We start from the raw sequence: 16503 nt of genomic DNA on the forward strand, positions 1-16503 counted from the left end.
GCCGCGGCCCACCGGGCTGGGCATACTCGTGCGAACGGGGCCCGAAACCCCGACACGGGGCGACGGAGGCATGCGAAAGCGGCACCGGATGGCGATGATCCTGGCCGGCGGGCTGGCGCTGGCCCCGGCGTTGGCCCTCGAGCCCCGCCCCCCGTTCCTCAGCCTCGAGCGCTACGGCCTCGACGAGGGGCTGTCGCAGCTGTCGGTCACCTCGATCGTGCAGGACGACACCGGCTTCCTCTGGATCGGCACCCAAGAGGGCCTGAACCGCTTCGACGGCCAGCGCTTCGTGGTCCAGCGCCGCCGGCCCGACCAGGAGGCCGGCCCGGTCAGCAGCAGCGTGGACACCCTCGCCCACGACGGTCGCGACCGCCTGTGGATCGGCACCAATGATGCCGGCCTGGAAGTCCTCGACCTGCGTTCCGGGCAGCGCCTGCGCCTGGGCACTGGCCAAGGCCTCTCGCACCCGACCGTGGGCGAGTTGCTGGTGGACGGCGATGCCGGCGCGTGGCTAGGCACCGAGCGCGGCATTGATTACGTGGACGCCGGGCTGTCGGGTGCGCAAACCCTGGCGGTCGATGTCCGCATCGTCGCCATGGCCCGGGCCGGCGGCGACCCCTACGCGCTGGGGGCGGACTGCCGCTTGTGGCGGCTGTGGCCCAAGCGCATCGACCCGCTGCCGCCGCTCGCCGAGGGGCTGGCCGATTGCGTCGCCCTGCAGGGCTCGGCCGAAGGGCTCTGGCTCGCCACGGCCCAGGGTGACGTCGTGCTGGCCTCGCCCGGCGGCAACCTGCTGCAGCGATTCGCCACCGCCGGGGTCGCGCCGGCGGGCGCCAGCGTCACCAGCCTGCTGCAGCGGCCGGGCGGTGAACTCCTGCTGGGCCACGACGACGGTAGCGTGCTGCGGCTGGACGTGCGCGGCGACGGCGGTGCGCAGCGCCTGGCCTTCGACCAGCGCATCGAAGGGGCCGTCCAGGTGCTCACCCAGGACCGCGATGGTGTGCTCTGGATCGGCACCCACACCCGCGGCCTGTTCCGGGGCCGCCCGCTGTCCGCGGCGATCCGGCGCGACCTGGTCACGCCCGGCGATATCGCCGCCTGGCCAGTCCGCAGCGTGCGCTCGGTCTGGCGCCGCGACGGTGTCGAACTGGTGGGCACCGATGCCGGCCTGGCCTGGCGTCCGGCGCCGGATGCGCCCTGGCGTGGCGTACCCGAACTGGGCAACACCTCGATTCGTGCGATCGCCGCGGCGGCGGACGGCGGCTGGTGGCTGGGCACGCATCGCGGCCTGTGGCGCATGGATGCGGAGGGCAAGGCCCGCCCGCACTCGCCCCTGCCCGACCCGCGCGTGACCGACCTGCTGGTCGAAGGCGCCGACGTCTGGATCGCCACCCGCGGCGGGCTGGCGCACGTGCGCGACGGCGTGCTGACGTCGGCCGGCGTGCCGCCCGAACTGGCCGGCGAATTCCTCACCAGCCTCAAGCGCGACGTGCGCGGCCGGCTCTGGATCGGCAGCAACGAGCGCGGTCTTTACCGGCTCTGGCCCGACGGCCGGCTGGAGCACCTGCATCCGGGCAACGGCCGTCTGCCGCACAACTCGATCTGGTCGCTGCATGCCAGCCCGGACGCCTACTGGGTCGGTACCTTCGCCGGCGGCCTGCTGCGGCTTGACCGCGACGACGACGCGGTGCGCGTCTACACCAGCGCCGACGGGCTCTCGAACGACGTCATCTACCGCATCCTGCCAGACCGCCGCGGGCGGCTGTGGCTGAGCACGAACAACGGCCTGAACGTGCTCGATCCCGCCAGCGGCGTGATCCAGCCATTGGGTCCAGGGGACGGGCTGGGCAACCGCGAATACAACAGCGGCGCCGGATGGGTGGATGCCGAAGGCCACCTGTTCTTCGGCGGCACCGAGGGCCTGGACGTGGTCGATCCCGACGCGCTGGAGTTCACCAGCCCGCCGGCGACCCCGGTGGTCGCCGGGCTGCAGGTGATCGGCGTGCGCCGGGGCGGCGCGCCCGCGCCCGACGGCCGGCGCTTCGACACGCTCTACGCCGATCGCGTGGCCCTCGATCCGCGCGACGCAGTGCTGGCGATCGACCTGGTGGCGATCGATTTCTCGGCCCCCGCGGCCGCGCGGCTGCGCTATCGCATCGGCGGCATCCACGACGACTGGGTGCGCACGCGCGGCCCCCAGGCCGAGCTGATGCTCAGCCACCTCGCCCCCGGCGACTACCCGCTGGAGCTGGCGGCCGCCGGCCGCGACGGCCGTTTCGGCCCGGCGCGAACGCTAATGTTGGAGGTACCACCGCCCATCTGGCGCCATCCCCTCGCCTACCTCGGGTATGTCCTGCTCGGTTTCGCGCTGCTGGGCTGGGGTTACTCGCGCATCGGCGCCCGGAGCCGCGAGCGCGAAGCGCGCATCGCCCTGCTCCACCGCACCGTGGCCGAGCGCACGGCCGAACTCGAGCGCGCCAACCGCCAGCTGCAGGCGAACAACCGGGAGCTCGAGGTCGCCACCCGCACCGATCCGCTCACGCACGTGTCCAACCGCCGCGACCTGCAGCAGTGGCTGTCGCGCGAAGGCCTGCAAATCGTGCGCGAGGCCGCCGCCGCCGGCGACGATCGCGGCGGGCTGGTGTTCTTCATGATCGACATCGACGACTTCAAGCCGGTCAACGACAAGCACGGGCACCCGGTCGGCGACGAGGTCCTGGTGGCCTTCGCGGCGCGCCTGAGCAGCCTGAGCCGCGGCCACGACGTGGTGGTGCGCTGGGGCGGCGAGGAGTTCCTGTGGATGCTGCGCGAGCTGCACATGCACGATGCGCCGGCCGTGGCCGAGCGCATCCGCCGCGTGATCGCCGACCAGCCCTTCGTGCTGCCCTCGGGGCTGTCGCTGTCGGTCACCTGCTCGATCGGCTTCGCGCCCTGGCCGTTCTCGGCCCGCCATGCGGTGGTCGGCGACTGGGAGCAGAGCGTGGCCCTGGCCGACCGTGCGCTTTACGCGGCCAAGGCCGCCGGGAAGAACGCCTGGGTCGGGCTGGCGCCGGGCACCGCGCTGGGGCCGATGGGGCTGGAGGCGCTGCTGATGGGGCAAGCGCCGGAAGCGCTGGCACCCGGCAGCGTGCGGGTGTTGCACTCGACGCCGACGGCGCCCCGCTTCCCCGCGCGCTGACGGTTTACGCCCGGCCGGTTCGCCGGTGGGCCGCGCCACCGCCGCGTGGCTCGCCTGCGTCAGCGGCTGACGCGATTCCTGCCCGCGCGCTTGGCTTCGTACAGGCGCTCGTCGGCGTGCGTGACCAGGCGCTCGTGGTGGCCCAGCCCGGTACGCTCGCACAGGCCGATGCTGGCCGTGATCTTCAGGCCCGCCGCGAAGTCGCTGCAGTCGATCGCCTCGATCGCCGCCCGCAGCTGCTCGGCCACCGCCGCCGCTTCGTCCGGGCCTGCGCCGGGGAACAGCAGCGCGAACTCTTCGCCGCCCCAGCGCGCCACCCGCTGTTCGGTGGTCCAGCCCGCCACCGGGTGCTTCGCCACCTGCTTGATCATGGCCCGCGCGACGCGCCGGAGGGCCTCGTCGCCGACGTCGTGCGAGTAGCCGTCGTTGATGCGCTTGAAGTGGTCGATGTCCAGCAGGCCAAAGCACAGCGGCTGGTCGTTCGCCACGGCGTCCTGGTAGGCCCGGGCCAGGCCTTCGTCCATGCTTCGGCGGTTCGGCAGGCCGGTCAGCGCGTCGGTGCGCGAGAGCAGCTCGAACACCTCGGACTGCTTGCGGATGGTCTCGTTCTTGAGCTCGAGCTCGCCGTTCTTCTCGCTCAGCGCCCGCGTGCGATCGTCGACGATGCGGCTGAGCTGCGCCTCGCGCGCCTTGAGCTGGTTCACCCGGGCGCGGTACAGCGAGTACAGGAACAGCGCCAGCAGCGAGCCCGCCACCGGCAGGAACCAGGCCCGCTGGTAGAAGCGCGGCTGGATCTCGAAGTTGACCGAGGCCGTTTCCGGGCTCCAGCCGCTGCCGCGCTGGGCGGCGCTGACCTGGAAGCGGTACTGGCCCGGCGGCAGGTTGGTGTACTGCGCATTGCGGCGGGTGTTGCGCTCGACCCAGCCGTTGTCGAAGCCTTCGAGCCGGTAGCGGTAGCGGATCTGCTCGGGCGTGCGGTAGCTCAGGCTCACGTAGTCGAGCTCGAGCTTGCGGGTGCCGGGCGGCAGCACCAGGCTGCCGGTGGCGCTGGTGCTGGCGTCGTCCACGCGCAGGCCTTCGATCACCACCGGCGGCGGCGCCAGCTGGTAGCGCGGCAGCTGGTCGGGCTGGACCACGGCCACGCCCTTGGCGGTGGCGACCCAGATGCTGCCGTCGGTGGCGCGCAGCGCGGCCGGGCCAGCGCCACCGTTGCACTGGGCGCTGCCCATGCCGTCGGCTTCGGCGAACTGCTGGTAGTCCAGGCGATCACCGGTGCCATTGGCCACCGCCTCCATGTCGTCGCGGCGGATGTACACCACGCCGGCGTTGGAGCTGAGCCAGAAATTGCCGTAGCTGTCGACGACCACCTGGAACACCGCGTCCACCGGCAGCCCCTGTCGGCCACCGACGATGCTCAGTTCGCCGCTGCGCAGGCGCCGCACCAGGCCGCGGTCGGTGGCGAACCAAAGCGTGCCGTCGGGGTCCTCGTGCATGCCGAACACGTCCTGGGCGCCGTCCATCGCCGACAGGTCGACCGCGGTGATCTCGTCGCCGCGGATGCGGCCGGCGCCGTTGGACGTGCCGACCCAGAGGCTGTCGTCGGAGGCCTCGAACAGGCTGAGCACGAACTCGCGCGGCAGCCCGTCCTTCTCGCCCAGCACGAGGCTGGTGCCGTCCTTGCGCCGCAGCAGGCCGCGCGAGGTGCCGATCCAAAGCGTGCCGTCGCGGCTCTCGTGCACGGCGCGCACCTGGTTCGCCGGCAGGCCGTCGCCGGCCGTCATCTGCTCGAGCAGCACGCCGTCGCGCCAGCGCAGCAGGCCGGTGGAATAGGTGCCCATCCAGATGTCGCCGGCCTGGTCCTGGGCGATGCTCAGCACCGAGTGCGCGGAGAGTTCCGGAGAATTGGTGACCTGCTCGTCGCGCCAGCGGTCCATGCCGCGGCTGGTGCCGATCAGGATTTCTCCCTCGCGGGTTTGCAGCAGCGCGCGTACGTAGTCATCGGCCAGCCCCTGGTGGCTGTCGATGGTGACGAAGGGCGTGTCGGCGAAGCGCATCAGGCCGGCATTGGTGCCCACCCACAGGCTGCCCTCGCGGTCGGCGAACAGTGAAGCGACGCGGTTGTTGGGCAAGCCGTCGGAGACATCGAAGTGCTCGAGCCCACGGTCGCCGAGCCGGAACAGGCCGCGGCTGACCGTGCCGATCCACAGGCTGCCCTGCTGGTCCACCTGCAGGCTGGCCACCGCCACCGCCGGGAACCCGGCGCCGACCGGTTCGAAGCGGCCGCCGCGGCCCTTGTACAGGCCCTCTTCGGTGCCGACGTACAGCTGGCCGTCGGGCGCCAGCGCCAGGCTGAACACCGCGCCCGCCGGCAGGCCGGCGTCGATGCTGAAGTTCTGGACGCGGTCGCCCTCGATGCGCGCGACGCCGAGGCCGGTGGCGGTCCAGATCGCGCCGGAGCCGTCCTCGACGATGGCGTAGCCGACGTCCGAGCCCAGGCCATTGCCGGTGTTGAAGAGGGTCGCGCCTTCGGGATCGAGCCGGGTGACGCCGCGGCTTTCGGAAGCCACCCAGATGCGGCCGTTGCGGTCCTCGATCGCCGCGAAGGTCTCGTCCTGCGCCAGGCCTTGCTTCGTGGTGTAGGTGGTCCATTCCTCGCCGCGCAGCACGCTGACGCCGCCGCGCGAAGTGGACACCACCAGGCTGCCGGTGGGCCCGACGCTGACCGCGCGGATGCCGCTGTCCTGCAGCGCCGGCACGTTGTTGCGGCCGAAGCTGCGGAACTCCTGGCCGTTGTAGCGCACCACGCCTTCCCAGGTCGCGAACCACAGGTAGCCCTCGGGCGTCTGCGCGATCGAGTTGACCTGGTTGTGCGGCAGGCCGTCGCGGGTGGTCCACACTTCGCGTGCGTAGGCATCCAGCGCCTTCTGCTCCTGCGCCTGGGCCATCGCGGCCGGGGCGGCCACCAGCAGCAGCGTCGCTGCCAGGATGCGGGCAAGGGCGCGCATGGTCAGAGCCCGCCCAGCTTGCCCATGTGCTGGCGGTAGTGCGCCAGCTCCTTCACCGACTCGCGGATGTCGGACAGCGCAGTGTGCGCGCCAACCTTGCTGAAGCTGGCCAGCACGTCCGGCGCCCAGCGGCGCGCGAGCTCCTTGAGGGTCGAGACATCGAGGTTGCGATAGTGGAAATAGCGCTCGAGCCGGGGCATGTGCCGCACCAGGAAGCGGCGGTCCTGGCCGATGGAGTTGCCGCAGATCGGCGACTTGCCGGCCGGCACCCAGTGGGTAAGGAACTCCACCGTCAGCGCCTCGGCCCGGGCCAGGTCCACCTCGCTGTCGAGCACGCGCTGCCACAGGCCCGAGCGTGAATGGGTGTTGCGGTTCCAGTCGTCCATGGCCTCGAGCCGCGCCAGCGGGTGGCGGATGGCGAGTTCAGGACCCTCGGCGAGCACGTTGAGCTGGCTGTCGGTGACGAGGGTCGCGATCTCGAGGATCGTGTCCGTATCCGGATCCAGGCCGGTCATCTCCAGGTCGATCCAGATCAGGTTCTGCTCGTGGCTGGGCATGCGCGGCTGGCGGCAGTGGGGATGGCCGCATCATACTTCAGCCCTGCCCCGCCCGAGATGACGCCGTGAACCCGCAGGACGCCCTGGACCATTACCGCATCCTCACCTCGATGCTGGCGCCAGCGCTGCTGATGGCGGCCACCGGCTCGCTGCTGATCTCGGCCAACAACCGGCTGGCCCGGGTGGTTGACCGGCTCCGTTCGATCATCGCCTCGCTCGAGGGCGGCGACGAGATGAGCCGGCCCGAGCTGGAGGCCCAGATCGCGCGGCACCGCCGCCGCGCCCACCTGGTGCTCAAGGCCTGCCAGATGCTCTACCTCGGGCTGTGCGCCTTCGTAGGCACCAGCCTGGCGCTGGCGGTGGATGCGTTCGCGGGTTTCCGCCTGCCCTACCTGCCCACCGGCCTGGCGGTGGTGGGCGTGATCGGCCTGCTGGTGGCCAGCGTGAACCTGGGGCGCGAAGTGGTGCTGTCGGTGCGCAGCTTCGACCGGGAACTCGACGCCGAACTGGCTCGTCGGCGGCGCTGAGCCCGGCGGCGCCGGCCCGCGCGCGCTTGCCGCGGCCGTTGCCCGGCTAGCCTGTGCCGCCTGGCTGGCCCTTGCCGCGCTTGCGGCGGAAGTAGTTCGTCAGCCGGGCCCCGGCTTCGTCGCCGAGCACGCCACCCTGCACCGCCACACGGTGGTTGTGGCGCGGGTCTTCTAGCAGGTCGAAGACGCTGCCGGCGGCGCCGGTCTTGGGGTCGCGGGCGCCGAACACCACGCGGGCGACACGGGCATGCACCATCGCCATGGCGCACATTGCGCAGGGCTCCAGCGTCACGTACAGAGTGCAGCCGAGCAGCCGGTGGTTGCCAAGCTGGCGGCCGGCCTCGCGCATGGCGACGATCTCGGCGTGCGCGCTCGGATCGCACTCGCCGATGTTCCGGTTGAAACCCTCGGCCAGCAGCGCGCCGTCCGGTCCGACCACGAGCGCGGCCACGGGCACCTCGTCATGCTCCCGCTCGGCCTTGTCGGCCAGCGCGAGCGCCTGCTGCATCCATTCTTCGTCGGCGCGGACCATGGCCCGTCCCGTCATTCCCACTCGATGGTGGCGGGAGGCTTGCCGCTGATGTCGTAGACGACGCGGGAGACGCCGCGCAGTTCGTTGATGATGCGGCGGGAGCAGTCGTCCAGGAGCTCGTAGGGAAGGTGGGCCCAGTGGGCGGTCATGAAGTCGACCGTCTCCACCGCGCGCAGGGCGATCACCCACTCGTAGGCGCGGGCGTCGCCAACCACGCCCACCGACTTCACCGGCAGGAACACCGCGAAGGCCTGGCTGGTCTTGTCGTACCAGCCCGACTTGCGCAGCTCGTCGATGAAGATCGCATCGGCCCTCGCCAGCAGCTCGGCGTACTCGGGCTTGACCTCGCCCAGGATGCGCACGCCCAGGCCGGGGCCCGGGAACGGATGCCGGTAGACCATCTCGCGCGGCAGGCCGAGCTCGACGCCGATGCGGCGGACCTCGTCCTTGAACAGCTCGCGCAGCGGCTCCACGAGGCCGAGCTTCATGTGCTCGGGCAGGCCGCCGACGTTGTGGTGGCTCTTGATGACGTGGGCCTTGCCGGTCTTGCTGCCGGCCGACTCGATCACGTCGGGGTAGATCGTGCCCTGCGCCAGCCACTGGATGTTCTCGAGCTTGGCGGCTTCCTCGTCGAAGATCTCGACGAACAGGCGGCCGATGATCTTGCGCTTGGCCTCGGGCTCGTCGACGCCCTTGAGCGCGGCGAAATAGCGGTCGGCCGCGTTCACGCGGATCACCTTCACGCCCATGTGCTCGGCGAACATCGCCATCACCTGGTCGCCCTCCTGCCAGCGCAGCAGGCCGGTGTCCACGAACACGCAGGTCAGGCGCGGGCCGATGGCCTTGTGCAGCAGCGCCGCGACCACCGAGGAATCGACGCCGCCGGACAGGCCCAGCAGCACGTTGCCCTCGCCGATCTGCGCGCGCACGCGCTCGATCTGGTCTTCGATGATGTTGGCCGCGGTCCACAGCGTGTCGCAGCCGCAGATGTCCACCGCGAAGCGGCGCAGCATCTGCTCGCCCGACTTGGTGTGGGTGACCTCGGGGTGGAACTGCACGCCGTACCAGCGGCGCGCGTCGTCGCCCATGGCGATGATGGGCACCGCGCCGGTGCGAGCCGTGACCTGGAAGCCCGGCGGGATCGCGGTGACGCGGTCGCCGTGGCTCATCCACACGTCCAGCCGCGGCGGGCTGCCGGCGTGGTCCTTGAGGTCATCGAGCAGGCCGCACTGCGCGACCACCTCGACCTCGGCATAGCCGAACTCGCGGTGGTGGCCGGCTTCGACCTGGCCGCCAAGCTGCATCGCCATCGTCTGCATGCCGTAGCAGATGCCCAGGATCGGCACGCCGGCCTCGAACACTTCCTTGGGCGCGCGCGGCGAGCCGGCCTCGACCGTGGACTCCGGGCCACCCGAGAGGATGATGCCCTTGGGCGCGTACTTCGCGATCTCGGCCGGGTCGTGGTCCCAGGCCCAGATCTCGCAGTAGACGCCGAATTCGCGGATCCGGCGGGCGATCAGCTGCGTGTATTGCGCGCCGAAGTCTAGGATCAGGATCTTGTCGCTGTGGATGTCGGTCATTAGGGCAGGAACTAGTGAAGAGGAAATAGGAACTAGTAAGAGCGGGAAGGTCGCGATGGTGGGGTCAGCGCGAGTTGCGCCTTTACTAGTTCCTAGTTCCTAGTTCCTAGTTCCTAGTTTCCAGCCCCCACCCTTCAACCCATCCGGTAATTGGGCGGTTCCTTCGTGATCTGAACATCATGCACATGCGCCTCGCGCGTGCCGGCATTGGTGACGCGGACGAACTTCGGCCGCGTGCGCATCTCCTCGATGGTCGCGCAGCCGACGTAGCCCATCGAGGCGCGGATGCCGCCGGCGAGCTGGTGCACGATGTTGCGCAGCAGGCCGCGGTAGGGCACGCGGCCTTCGATGCCTTCCGGCACCAGCTTGTCGGCGTCGGAGGCGTCCTGGAAGTAGCGGTCCTTGCTGCCCTGCTCCATCGCGCCCAGCGAGCCCATGCCGCGGTAGCTCTTGTAGCTGCGGCCCTGGAACAGCTCGACCTCGCCCGGGGCCTCCTCGGTGCCGGCGAACAGGCCGCCGATCATGATGGTGCTGGCGCCGGCCACCAGGGCCTTGGCGATGTCGCCCGAGTAGCGGATGCCGCCGTCGGCGATCAGGGGGATGCGGCCCTTGAGCGCCTCGGCGACCATGCCCACCGCGGTGATCTGCGGCACGCCGACGCCGGCGACGATGCGGGTGGTGCAGATGGAGCCGGGGCCCACGCCGACCTTCACCGCGTCGGCACCGGCGTCGAACAACGCCAGCGCGGCGTCGCCGGTGACGATGTTGCCGCCGATGACCTGCAGGTTCGGGAAGTTCTTCTTGACCCAGGCCACACGGTCGATGACGCCCTGCGAGTGGCCATGGGCGGTGTCCACCACCACCACGTCCACGCCGGCCGCCGCCAGTGCGGCGATGCGCGCCTCGGTGTCGCCGCCGACGCCGACCGCGGCGCCGACCAGCAGCTGCTCGTCGGCGTCCTTGGCGGCGAACGGGTTGTCGCGCGCCTTCTGGATATCCTTGACGGTGATCAGGCCGCGCAGCGCGAAGCTGTCGTCCACCACCAGCACCTTCTCGATGCGGTACTTGTGCATCAGCTGCAGGACTTCGTCGTCGGAGGCGCCTTCGCGCACCGTCACCAGCTTGTCCTTGCGGGTCATGATGTTGCGGACCGGATCGTCGAGCTTCTTCTCGAAGCGCATGTCGCGGCTGGTGACCAGGCCCACGAGCTGGCCGCCGTCCACCACCGGCACGCCGGAGATGTTGCGGGCACGGGTGAGGCGGAGCACTTCGCCGATGGTGGTATCCGGGCCGACGGTGAAGGGCTCGCGGATCACGCCGGCCTCGAAATTCTTCACCTGGGCGACGTGCGCGGCCTGCTGCTGCACCGACATGTTCTTGTGGATGATGCCGATGCCGCCGAGCTGGGCCATGGCGATGGCCAGGCGCGCTTCGGTGACGGTGTCCATGGCGGCGGACACGATCGGCAGGTTCAGTGAGATGCCGCGGGTGAGCTGGGTGCCCAGGCTGACGTCCTTGGGCAGGACGGCCGAGTGCGCGGGAACGAGGGATACGTCGTCGAAGGTCAGCGCTTCGGCCTGGATGCGCAGCATGGAGCGGCTCCGGGGATTGGGAAGCGCGCAATTATAGCCGGGTCGCGCCTCCCCCGGACAGAACACTGTAGGGGCGCCGGCTACAGGAGGCCGAGGGACAGCGCGGGCCACCAGGTGATCAGGGCCACGGCCGCGGCCAGCACCAGGAAGAACGGGATGCAGGCCCGCACCAGCGCCAGCACCGGCTTGCCGAAGCGGTAGGCGGCGATGAACAGGTTCATGCCCACCGGCGGGGTGAAGTAGCCCAGCTGCAGGTTGGCTAGCATGACCACCCCCAGGTGCACCGGGTGGATGCCGAAGCCGGCGGCCACCGGCAGCAGCAGCGGGGTCAGGATCACCACGGCCGAGAAGATGTCCAGCAGCATGCCCACCGCCAGCAGGAACAGGTTGAGCAGCAGCAGGAAGACCCACGGGCTCTCGACGTGCTCGCTCAGGGCGGCAAACAGGGTGGCCGGCACCTCCTGGTCCACCAGCCAGTTCGACAGCGCCAGCGCGGCGCCGAGGATCAGCAGGATGGCGCCGACCAGGCGCATGGACTCAGCCATGACTTCGGGCAGCTTTCCGAAGCTAATTTCCTTTTTAATCAAAACAGTTACGACTAAAACATAAAGTGCCGTAACAGCTGCTGCCTCGCTCGCCGCCAGCGCGCCGGTATAGATGCCGCCCAGCACGATCACCGGCAGCGGCAGCTCCCACGCCGTTTCGCGCAGGGCCCGCGCCAGTTCGGCGGTGTCGAAGCGATGCCGGGACCGGGTCACGCCCCGCCCCACCCACATCGCGTGCAGGGACAGCATCGCCACCATCAGCAGGCCCGGCACCAGTCCGGCCAGGAACAGGTCGGGGATGGTCACCGGCGGGTCCGAGCCCATCTGCCCGGCCACGAAGCCGTAGAGGATCAGCGGCAGCGAGGGCGCGAACAGCAGGCCCAGGCTGCCCGCCGCCGTCACCAGGCCCAGGCTGTAGCGTTCGCCGTAGCCGGCCTGCCGCAGCGCCGGGTACAGCAGGGCGCCCAGCGCCACGATGGTGACGCCCGAGGCCCCGGTGAAGGCGGTGAAGAAGGCGCTGGCGACGATGGCCACGATCGCCAGTCCGCCGGGCAGCCAGCCCAGCAGCGCGTTCGACAGCCGGACCAGGCGCTTGGGCGCGCCGCTTTCGCCCAGCAGGTAGCCGGCCAGCGTGAACAGCGGAATCGCGATCAGCCCGGGCATGTCGCCCAGGCGATAGAACTCGATGGTGACGGCGATCAGGTCGTAGCCGGCCAGGTGGAAGCCCAGCATCGCGATCGCGGCGATCACCGCGAACAGCGGCATGCCCAACGCCGCCAGCACCAGGATGACGGCCAGCCCGAGGCCGAGGCTCATGGACCGCCCTCGCCCATCACGGCGTGCACCGGTGTCGGCAGCGCGGCGGCCACCAGGAAGCGAAGCCCCATCAGCCCGAAGCCGACCGGCAGCGCCAGCATCGGCACCCAGCTCGGGATGCCGGCGACGAAGGGTACCGGTGCCTCGCGTTCCAGCCCGACCAGGCCCCAACCGAGCCAGGCCAGCCAAAGCGCCACCACCGCGGCGGCCAGCTGGGCAATGACCCAGAGCACGCGCTGGGCGCCGGCCGGCAGCGCCCGCGGCAGCGCATCAATGGCGATGTGCTTGCCGGTGCGGGTGGCGCCCAGCGCGCCCAGCAGCGCCAGCCACAGGACGCCGGCGCGGCTCACCGGCTCGGCCCAGTCGAGCCCGGAATCGAACACCAGCCGAAGTGCTATCTGCGCGACCGAAAGCAGCAGCAGCGCGCCCAGCAGGCTCGCCAGCAGCGCGTCCTCGACCCGGTGCAGGCGGCCCAGCCAGCGCTGGAGCATCAGCGCGCCCGGTACTCGGCCAGCGCGCGGCGCACCGCGGCAAGGACTTCGGGCGAAATCTTCTGCTGCGCCTCCAGCTCGGTGACCAGCTTCGCGCCTAGCGCCTGCCAGCGGCGGGCCTCGGCCGGATCCATCGGCGACACCTTCAGGCCCTGCTTCTTCATCGCCTCTAGCGCCGCGGCGTCGTCGCGGCGGGTGTTCACGTCCATGCGCCGGCCGGCCTCGGCGAAGGCCTTGGACAGCACCGCCTGGTCGGCCGGGGCGATCTTCTTCCAGGCCTTGTCGTCCACCACCAGGTAGCCGACCACGAAGGTCAGCGGCAGGTCGACCATGTGCTTCATCTTGCCGTGCCACTGCAGCACCACCGCGCCGCTGGGCGTGTTGACCACGGTGTCCACCAGACCCGTCTGCAGGCTGGTGAACACGTCGCCGATCGGCAGCGGGATGGTGCTGACGCCGCCCATCTCGAAGATGCGCGCGGCCACCGTGTCGTTCTGTGGCACCCAGAGCTTGCGGCCGCCCAGCTCGCCCGAACTTCCCAGCGGCTTGTCGCCCATCAGGTAGGCGAAGCCGAGGCCGGACACGCCCAGCATGCGGATGCCGCGCTCCTCGAAGCCCTTGGCAAGCATCGGGTCGACGGTCTTGCGCACGTGCTCGATCTCGTCCCAGGACGACACCAGGAACGGCAGGCTGTAGACCGGCGCGTCGGGATAGACCAGCGACAGCTCGCTCGAGGTCAGGATGCCGCCCTGCAGCTGGCCCAGGCGCATCTTGCGCAGCACCACGGCGTCGTTGCCCATCACGCCGCCGGGGTAGAACTTGACGTCGACGCGGCCGTCGGTGCCGGCCTTGACCTCGGCGGCGGCGGCGCGCAGCTCCCGCATCCAGGCCGAGCCGTCGGGCGCCAACGTGGCGATCTTGATCGTCTGCGCGGCCGCCGGCGCGGCGAAGGCGAAGGCCAGCCCGAAGGCGAGCATGACGCGGGCGAGTCGGGCGTGCATCAGGGGCGGATCCTCAGAAATAGTCCTTGCCGCTTTCCACCAGCGCCTCAGCGCGCTGTTGGGCCAGCACATTCATCAACGTAAAGCCGGGCTCGACGGGGTCGGCTGCCAGCACTTCCTCCAGCAGGCGGTCGTGCAGTGCCTGGTCGAACAGCAGGCGCGCGAAGTACTCGGCCATCAGGGTCTTGGCGTAGAGGTTGCGGCCGCCGGAGAGCGCCTGCGCCTGCTCGAAGTGCTGGCGGCCGCGCGCCGGCTGGCCGCCGATGGCCTCCGGGCGCAGCGAGTGCAAGACGCCGAGGTAGACGTGCGGCATGCCGCGGGCGTGGCCCGGGTCGGTGGCCACCACCTTGTCCAGCAGCGCCTGCACCTTGGGCAGATCGGCGATCGCACCCCAGTCCTCGCTGTTGGCCTGCAGGAAGCCGACCCAAGCGGCGGCCAGCGCATAGTGGCCGGCGACGTCCTTGGCCGGCGCGGCCGCGAGCGCGGCGTTGAAGGTCCCGATGTCGGCGTCGATGGCCTCGCACAGGCGCGCATCCTGCGCGCAGGTGCCACGGCGGGCGTAATCCATCGCCTTGGCGGCCAGCCGGCGGGAGCGCGCCTTGTCGTCGCCGGTGAAGTTGCCGGCGTAGGCGCCGTTGAGTTCGGCGGCGGCGAACAGCAGGCCGGCGTTGCGGCGGTCACCGGGCGCCTGGCCTTCCACCAGGCCGTCGATCAGCAGCAGGTAGGCCGGCAGGCCGTCGCGCACCGTGGCCGGGTCGTTGCTGTTGGTGATGGCGCTGCCCAGTTGGGCCGCCAGCTGGTCGCTGGCGCGGCCGACCAGCGTGGCGCAGCCGGCGAGCAACAGCGCGGCGGCGCTCAGGACCAGCAGCTTGGGCGCAAGGCGTCGGGTCATGGCCATGAGTCTCGATGCTCGGGCGTCATCATGACGCGACGGTGGCATCGGAGGCGTCGGCGGCCTCGAGCGTGTTCTGCATCAAGGTGGCCACGGTCATCGGCCCCACCCCGCCCGGCACCGGCGTGATCCAGGAGGCGCGCTCGAAGGCGGCGTCGAAACCAACGTCGCCGACCAGCCGGCCGTCGTCGAGGCGATTGATGCCGACATCGATGACCACCGCGCCCGGTTTCACCCATTCACCCGGGACCAGGCCCGGGCGGCCGACCGCGACCACCAGGATGTCGGCCTCGCGCACGTGGCGCTCGAGCACCTCGCGCGGCGTGAACTTGTGGCAGCTGGTGGTGGTGCAGCCGGCGATCAGCAGCTCCAGCGCCATGGGCCGGCCGACGTGGTTGCTGACGCCAACGATGGTGGCGCTTTGCCCGCGCACGGGCCGGTCGGTGTAGGCCAGCAGCGTGGTGATGCCGCGCGGCGTGCAGGGCCGCAGGCCGAACTGGCGCAGCGCCAGGTGGCCGACGTTCTCCGGGTGGAAGCCGTCGACGTCCTTGCGCGGGTCGATGCGGTGGATCAACCAGGTGGCGTCGCGGTTCCCGGGCAGCGGCAGCTGCACCAGGATGCCGTGGATGGCCGGGTCGGCGTTGAGGCGGTCGATCAGCGCGGCCAATTCGGCGTCGGTGGTCTCCGCGGGCAGGTCGTAGTCGATGGCGCGGATGCCGACCTTCTTGGCGGCGCGGCGCTTGTTGCGCACGTACACGGCGGAGGCCGGGTCCTGGCCCACCAGCACCACGGCCAGGCCGGGGGCGGGCTTGCCGGCCGCGATTCGGGCCTGCACCCGGCGGGCGAGGTCGTCGAGCAGGGCGTCGGCGATGCCTTTGCCGTCGAGGATGCGGGCGGTCATGGCGCTCCGGGGACAGTGGGGGCGGCCCCGCGCGGGCGGGTCCGGGTCGCGAAGTGCGATTATCCCCGAACCCTTCCCTGCCCGGCTACCGGAAAATGACCGACACCACCGCTTTCGAGGCCGCCGCGTTCCGCCGGCTGGTCGCCCACCTTCGGCAGCGCACCGACGTGCAGAACATCGACCTGATGATCCTCGCGGGCTTTTGCCGCAACTGCCTGTCGAACTGGTACGAGGAAGCCGCCGCGGCCGCCGGCACTCCGATCGGCAAGGACGCCGCCCGCGAGGCCATCTACGGCATGCCCTTCCCCGAGTGGAAGGCGAAGTACCAGCCCGAGGCCACGCCCGAACAGCTCGCCGCCTTCGAAGCCGCCCGCCGCGCGCATCCCTGATGACACCCTGTGGGAGGGACTAAAGTCCCTACCAAAAAAAACGCCCCGGCCAATCGACCGGGGCGGTAAATCCCACTGACGGGAGAGAGATCTCGGATCAGGCGCGCTTGCGCGACCGGGTCGGGGCGCGCTTGGCGCGGGCCTTGCGCTTGGCCGGGGCACGCTTTACGCCCAGCTTCACCAGCACCGGCGCCAGCGCGGTTTCGACCTGGGCACGGGCCTGGCGTACGAAGGTCTCGGCCTGGGCGCGGGCCTGGCAGGCAATGGTTTCGGCCTGGCCGAGCTTGGCCTGGGCCTGCTTGCGGCCCAGCGAGACCGCACCGATGCCGGCCAGGATGACGGCACGCGGGCTGATCGGGGTCTTGCGGGCGGAGCTGCGACGGCGGGTCGGGGTCGAGCGGGTCATGGGACACCTCGTGGCGATGGCCGGGATGGCCGTTCGCCCTTGAGTCTGTTCCGCCGCACCCGAGCAATCACACTAGCCGCGCTTGCGGCCC

14 protein-coding genes are annotated in these 16503 nt (G+C 70.8%); 3 read left to right on the plus strand and 11 right to left on the minus strand.

Going from position 1 to position 16503, the window contains the following annotated elements; translation table 11 throughout:
* Nucleotides 1-70: 70 nt before the first annotated feature.
* Complete coding sequence (locus Q0C12_RS00480; RefSeq protein ID WP_290884652.1) at nucleotides 71-3178, plus strand: diguanylate cyclase; 3108 nt, start codon at nucleotides 71-73, stop codon at nucleotides 3176-3178.
* Between the two features lie 59 nt (nucleotides 3179-3237).
* Here the strand turns inward: Q0C12_RS00480 and Q0C12_RS00485 are convergent, their stop codons facing one another.
* On the minus strand, nucleotides 3238-6183 hold the full coding sequence (locus tag Q0C12_RS00485; RefSeq protein WP_290884655.1) for a ligand-binding sensor domain-containing diguanylate cyclase: 2946 nt from the start codon (nucleotides 6181-6183) through the stop codon (nucleotides 3238-3240).
* A gap of 2 nt (nucleotides 6184-6185) precedes the next feature.
* Entirely contained in the window at nucleotides 6186-6740 is a 555-nt protein-coding gene (gene orn / locus Q0C12_RS00490; protein WP_290884658.1) for an oligoribonuclease, read from the minus strand.
* Nucleotides 6741-6805: 65 nt separating this feature from the next.
* On the opposite strand from orn, the gene Q0C12_RS00495 reads away from it, so the two are divergent.
* The gene (locus Q0C12_RS00495) at nucleotides 6806-7267 is read left to right on the plus strand and encodes a DUF2721 domain-containing protein (protein WP_290884660.1); all 462 of its coding nucleotides are present in this window, start codon (nucleotides 6806-6808) and stop codon (nucleotides 7265-7267) included.
* Between the two features lie 46 nt (nucleotides 7268-7313).
* Here the strand turns inward: Q0C12_RS00495 and tadA are convergent, their stop codons facing one another.
* From tadA to folD, 8 genes are all read right to left on the minus strand, one after another.
* A complete protein-coding gene (gene tadA, locus Q0C12_RS00500; RefSeq protein WP_290884663.1) occupies nucleotides 7314-7799 on the minus strand; it encodes a tRNA adenosine(34) deaminase TadA in 486 nt (161 codons plus the stop codon).
* A gap of 11 nt (nucleotides 7800-7810) precedes the next feature.
* Nucleotides 7811-9379, minus strand: a complete 1569-nt coding sequence (gene guaA, locus Q0C12_RS00505) for a glutamine-hydrolyzing GMP synthase (RefSeq protein WP_290884667.1) — start codon at nucleotides 9377-9379, stop codon at nucleotides 7811-7813.
* A gap of 134 nt (nucleotides 9380-9513) precedes the next feature.
* On the minus strand, nucleotides 9514-10971 hold the full coding sequence (gene guaB, locus Q0C12_RS00510) for an IMP dehydrogenase (RefSeq protein WP_290884670.1): 1458 nt from the start codon (nucleotides 10969-10971) through the stop codon (nucleotides 9514-9516).
* Between the two features lie 80 nt (nucleotides 10972-11051).
* Nucleotides 11052-12332: a TRAP transporter large permease subunit gene (locus Q0C12_RS00515; protein ID WP_290884673.1), complete on the minus strand. Its 1281-nt coding sequence runs from the start codon at nucleotides 12330-12332 to the stop codon at nucleotides 11052-11054.
* A complete protein-coding gene (locus Q0C12_RS00520; RefSeq protein ID WP_290884676.1) occupies nucleotides 12329-12823 on the minus strand; it encodes a TRAP transporter small permease in 495 nt (164 codons plus the stop codon). The genes Q0C12_RS00515 and Q0C12_RS00520 overlap by 4 nt, the downstream gene beginning before the upstream one ends.
* Nucleotides 12823-13824, minus strand: a complete 1002-nt coding sequence (gene dctP, locus Q0C12_RS00525) for a TRAP transporter substrate-binding protein DctP (RefSeq protein ID WP_290884679.1) — start codon at nucleotides 13822-13824, stop codon at nucleotides 12823-12825. The genes Q0C12_RS00520 and dctP overlap by 1 nt, the downstream gene beginning before the upstream one ends.
* Before the next feature lie 13 nt (nucleotides 13825-13837).
* Entirely contained in the window at nucleotides 13838-14716 is an 879-nt protein-coding gene (locus tag Q0C12_RS00530) for a TRAP transporter TatT component family protein (RefSeq protein ID WP_290884682.1), read from the minus strand.
* 28 nt (nucleotides 14717-14744) lie between these two features.
* On the minus strand, nucleotides 14745-15617 hold the full coding sequence (gene folD / locus Q0C12_RS00535; RefSeq protein ID WP_034211292.1) for a bifunctional methylenetetrahydrofolate dehydrogenase/methenyltetrahydrofolate cyclohydrolase FolD: 873 nt from the start codon (nucleotides 15615-15617) through the stop codon (nucleotides 14745-14747).
* A 95-nt stretch (nucleotides 15618-15712) separates the two neighbouring features.
* On the opposite strand from folD, the gene Q0C12_RS00540 reads away from it, so the two are divergent.
* Entirely contained in the window at nucleotides 15713-16006 is a 294-nt protein-coding gene (locus Q0C12_RS00540; protein ID WP_290884687.1) for a DUF1244 domain-containing protein, read from the plus strand.
* A 97-nt stretch (nucleotides 16007-16103) separates the two neighbouring features.
* Here the strand turns inward: Q0C12_RS00540 and Q0C12_RS00545 are convergent, their stop codons facing one another.
* On the minus strand, nucleotides 16104-16412 hold the full coding sequence (locus tag Q0C12_RS00545) for a hypothetical protein (RefSeq protein ID WP_290884690.1): 309 nt from the start codon (nucleotides 16410-16412) through the stop codon (nucleotides 16104-16106).
* Nucleotides 16413-16503: the final 91 nt, after the last annotated feature.

Source organism: Arenimonas sp. (genome assembly GCF_022842045.1).
Taxonomy (GTDB): domain Bacteria; phylum Pseudomonadota; class Gammaproteobacteria; order Xanthomonadales; family Xanthomonadaceae; genus Arenimonas.

Excerpts from the sequence above, each read along its gene's own strand:
- Q0C12_RS00480 (WP_290884652.1), top strand. The coding sequence starts at position 71 with ATGCGAAAGCGGCACCGGATGGCGATGATCCTGGCCGGCGGGCTGGCG.
- Q0C12_RS00485 (WP_290884655.1), bottom strand. The coding sequence starts at position 6,183 with ATGCGCGCCCTTGCCCGCATCCTGGCAGCGACGCTGCTGCTGGTGGCC.
- orn (WP_290884658.1), bottom strand. The coding sequence starts at position 6,740 with ATGCCCAGCCACGAGCAGAACCTGATCTGGATCGACCTGGAGATGACC.
- tadA (WP_290884663.1), bottom strand. The coding sequence starts at position 7,799 with ATGGTCCGCGCCGACGAAGAATGGATGCAGCAGGCGCTCGCGCTGGCC.
- guaA (WP_290884667.1), bottom strand. The coding sequence starts at position 9,379 with ATGACCGACATCCACAGCGACAAGATCCTGATCCTAGACTTCGGCGCG.
- guaB (WP_290884670.1), bottom strand. The coding sequence starts at position 10,971 with ATGCTGCGCATCCAGGCCGAAGCGCTGACCTTCGACGACGTATCCCTC.
- Q0C12_RS00515 (WP_290884673.1), bottom strand. The coding sequence starts at position 12,332 with ATGAGCCTCGGCCTCGGGCTGGCCGTCATCCTGGTGCTGGCGGCGTTG.
- Q0C12_RS00520 (WP_290884676.1), bottom strand. The coding sequence starts at position 12,823 with ATGCTCCAGCGCTGGCTGGGCCGCCTGCACCGGGTCGAGGACGCGCTG.
- dctP (WP_290884679.1), bottom strand. The coding sequence starts at position 13,824 with ATGCACGCCCGACTCGCCCGCGTCATGCTCGCCTTCGGGCTGGCCTTC.
- Q0C12_RS00530 (WP_290884682.1), bottom strand. The coding sequence starts at position 14,716 with ATGACCCGACGCCTTGCGCCCAAGCTGCTGGTCCTGAGCGCCGCCGCG.
- folD (WP_034211292.1), bottom strand. The coding sequence starts at position 15,617 with ATGACCGCCCGCATCCTCGACGGCAAAGGCATCGCCGACGCCCTGCTC.
- Q0C12_RS00540 (WP_290884687.1), top strand. The coding sequence starts at position 15,713 with ATGACCGACACCACCGCTTTCGAGGCCGCCGCGTTCCGCCGGCTGGTC.
- Q0C12_RS00545 (WP_290884690.1), bottom strand. The coding sequence starts at position 16,412 with ATGACCCGCTCGACCCCGACCCGCCGTCGCAGCTCCGCCCGCAAGACC.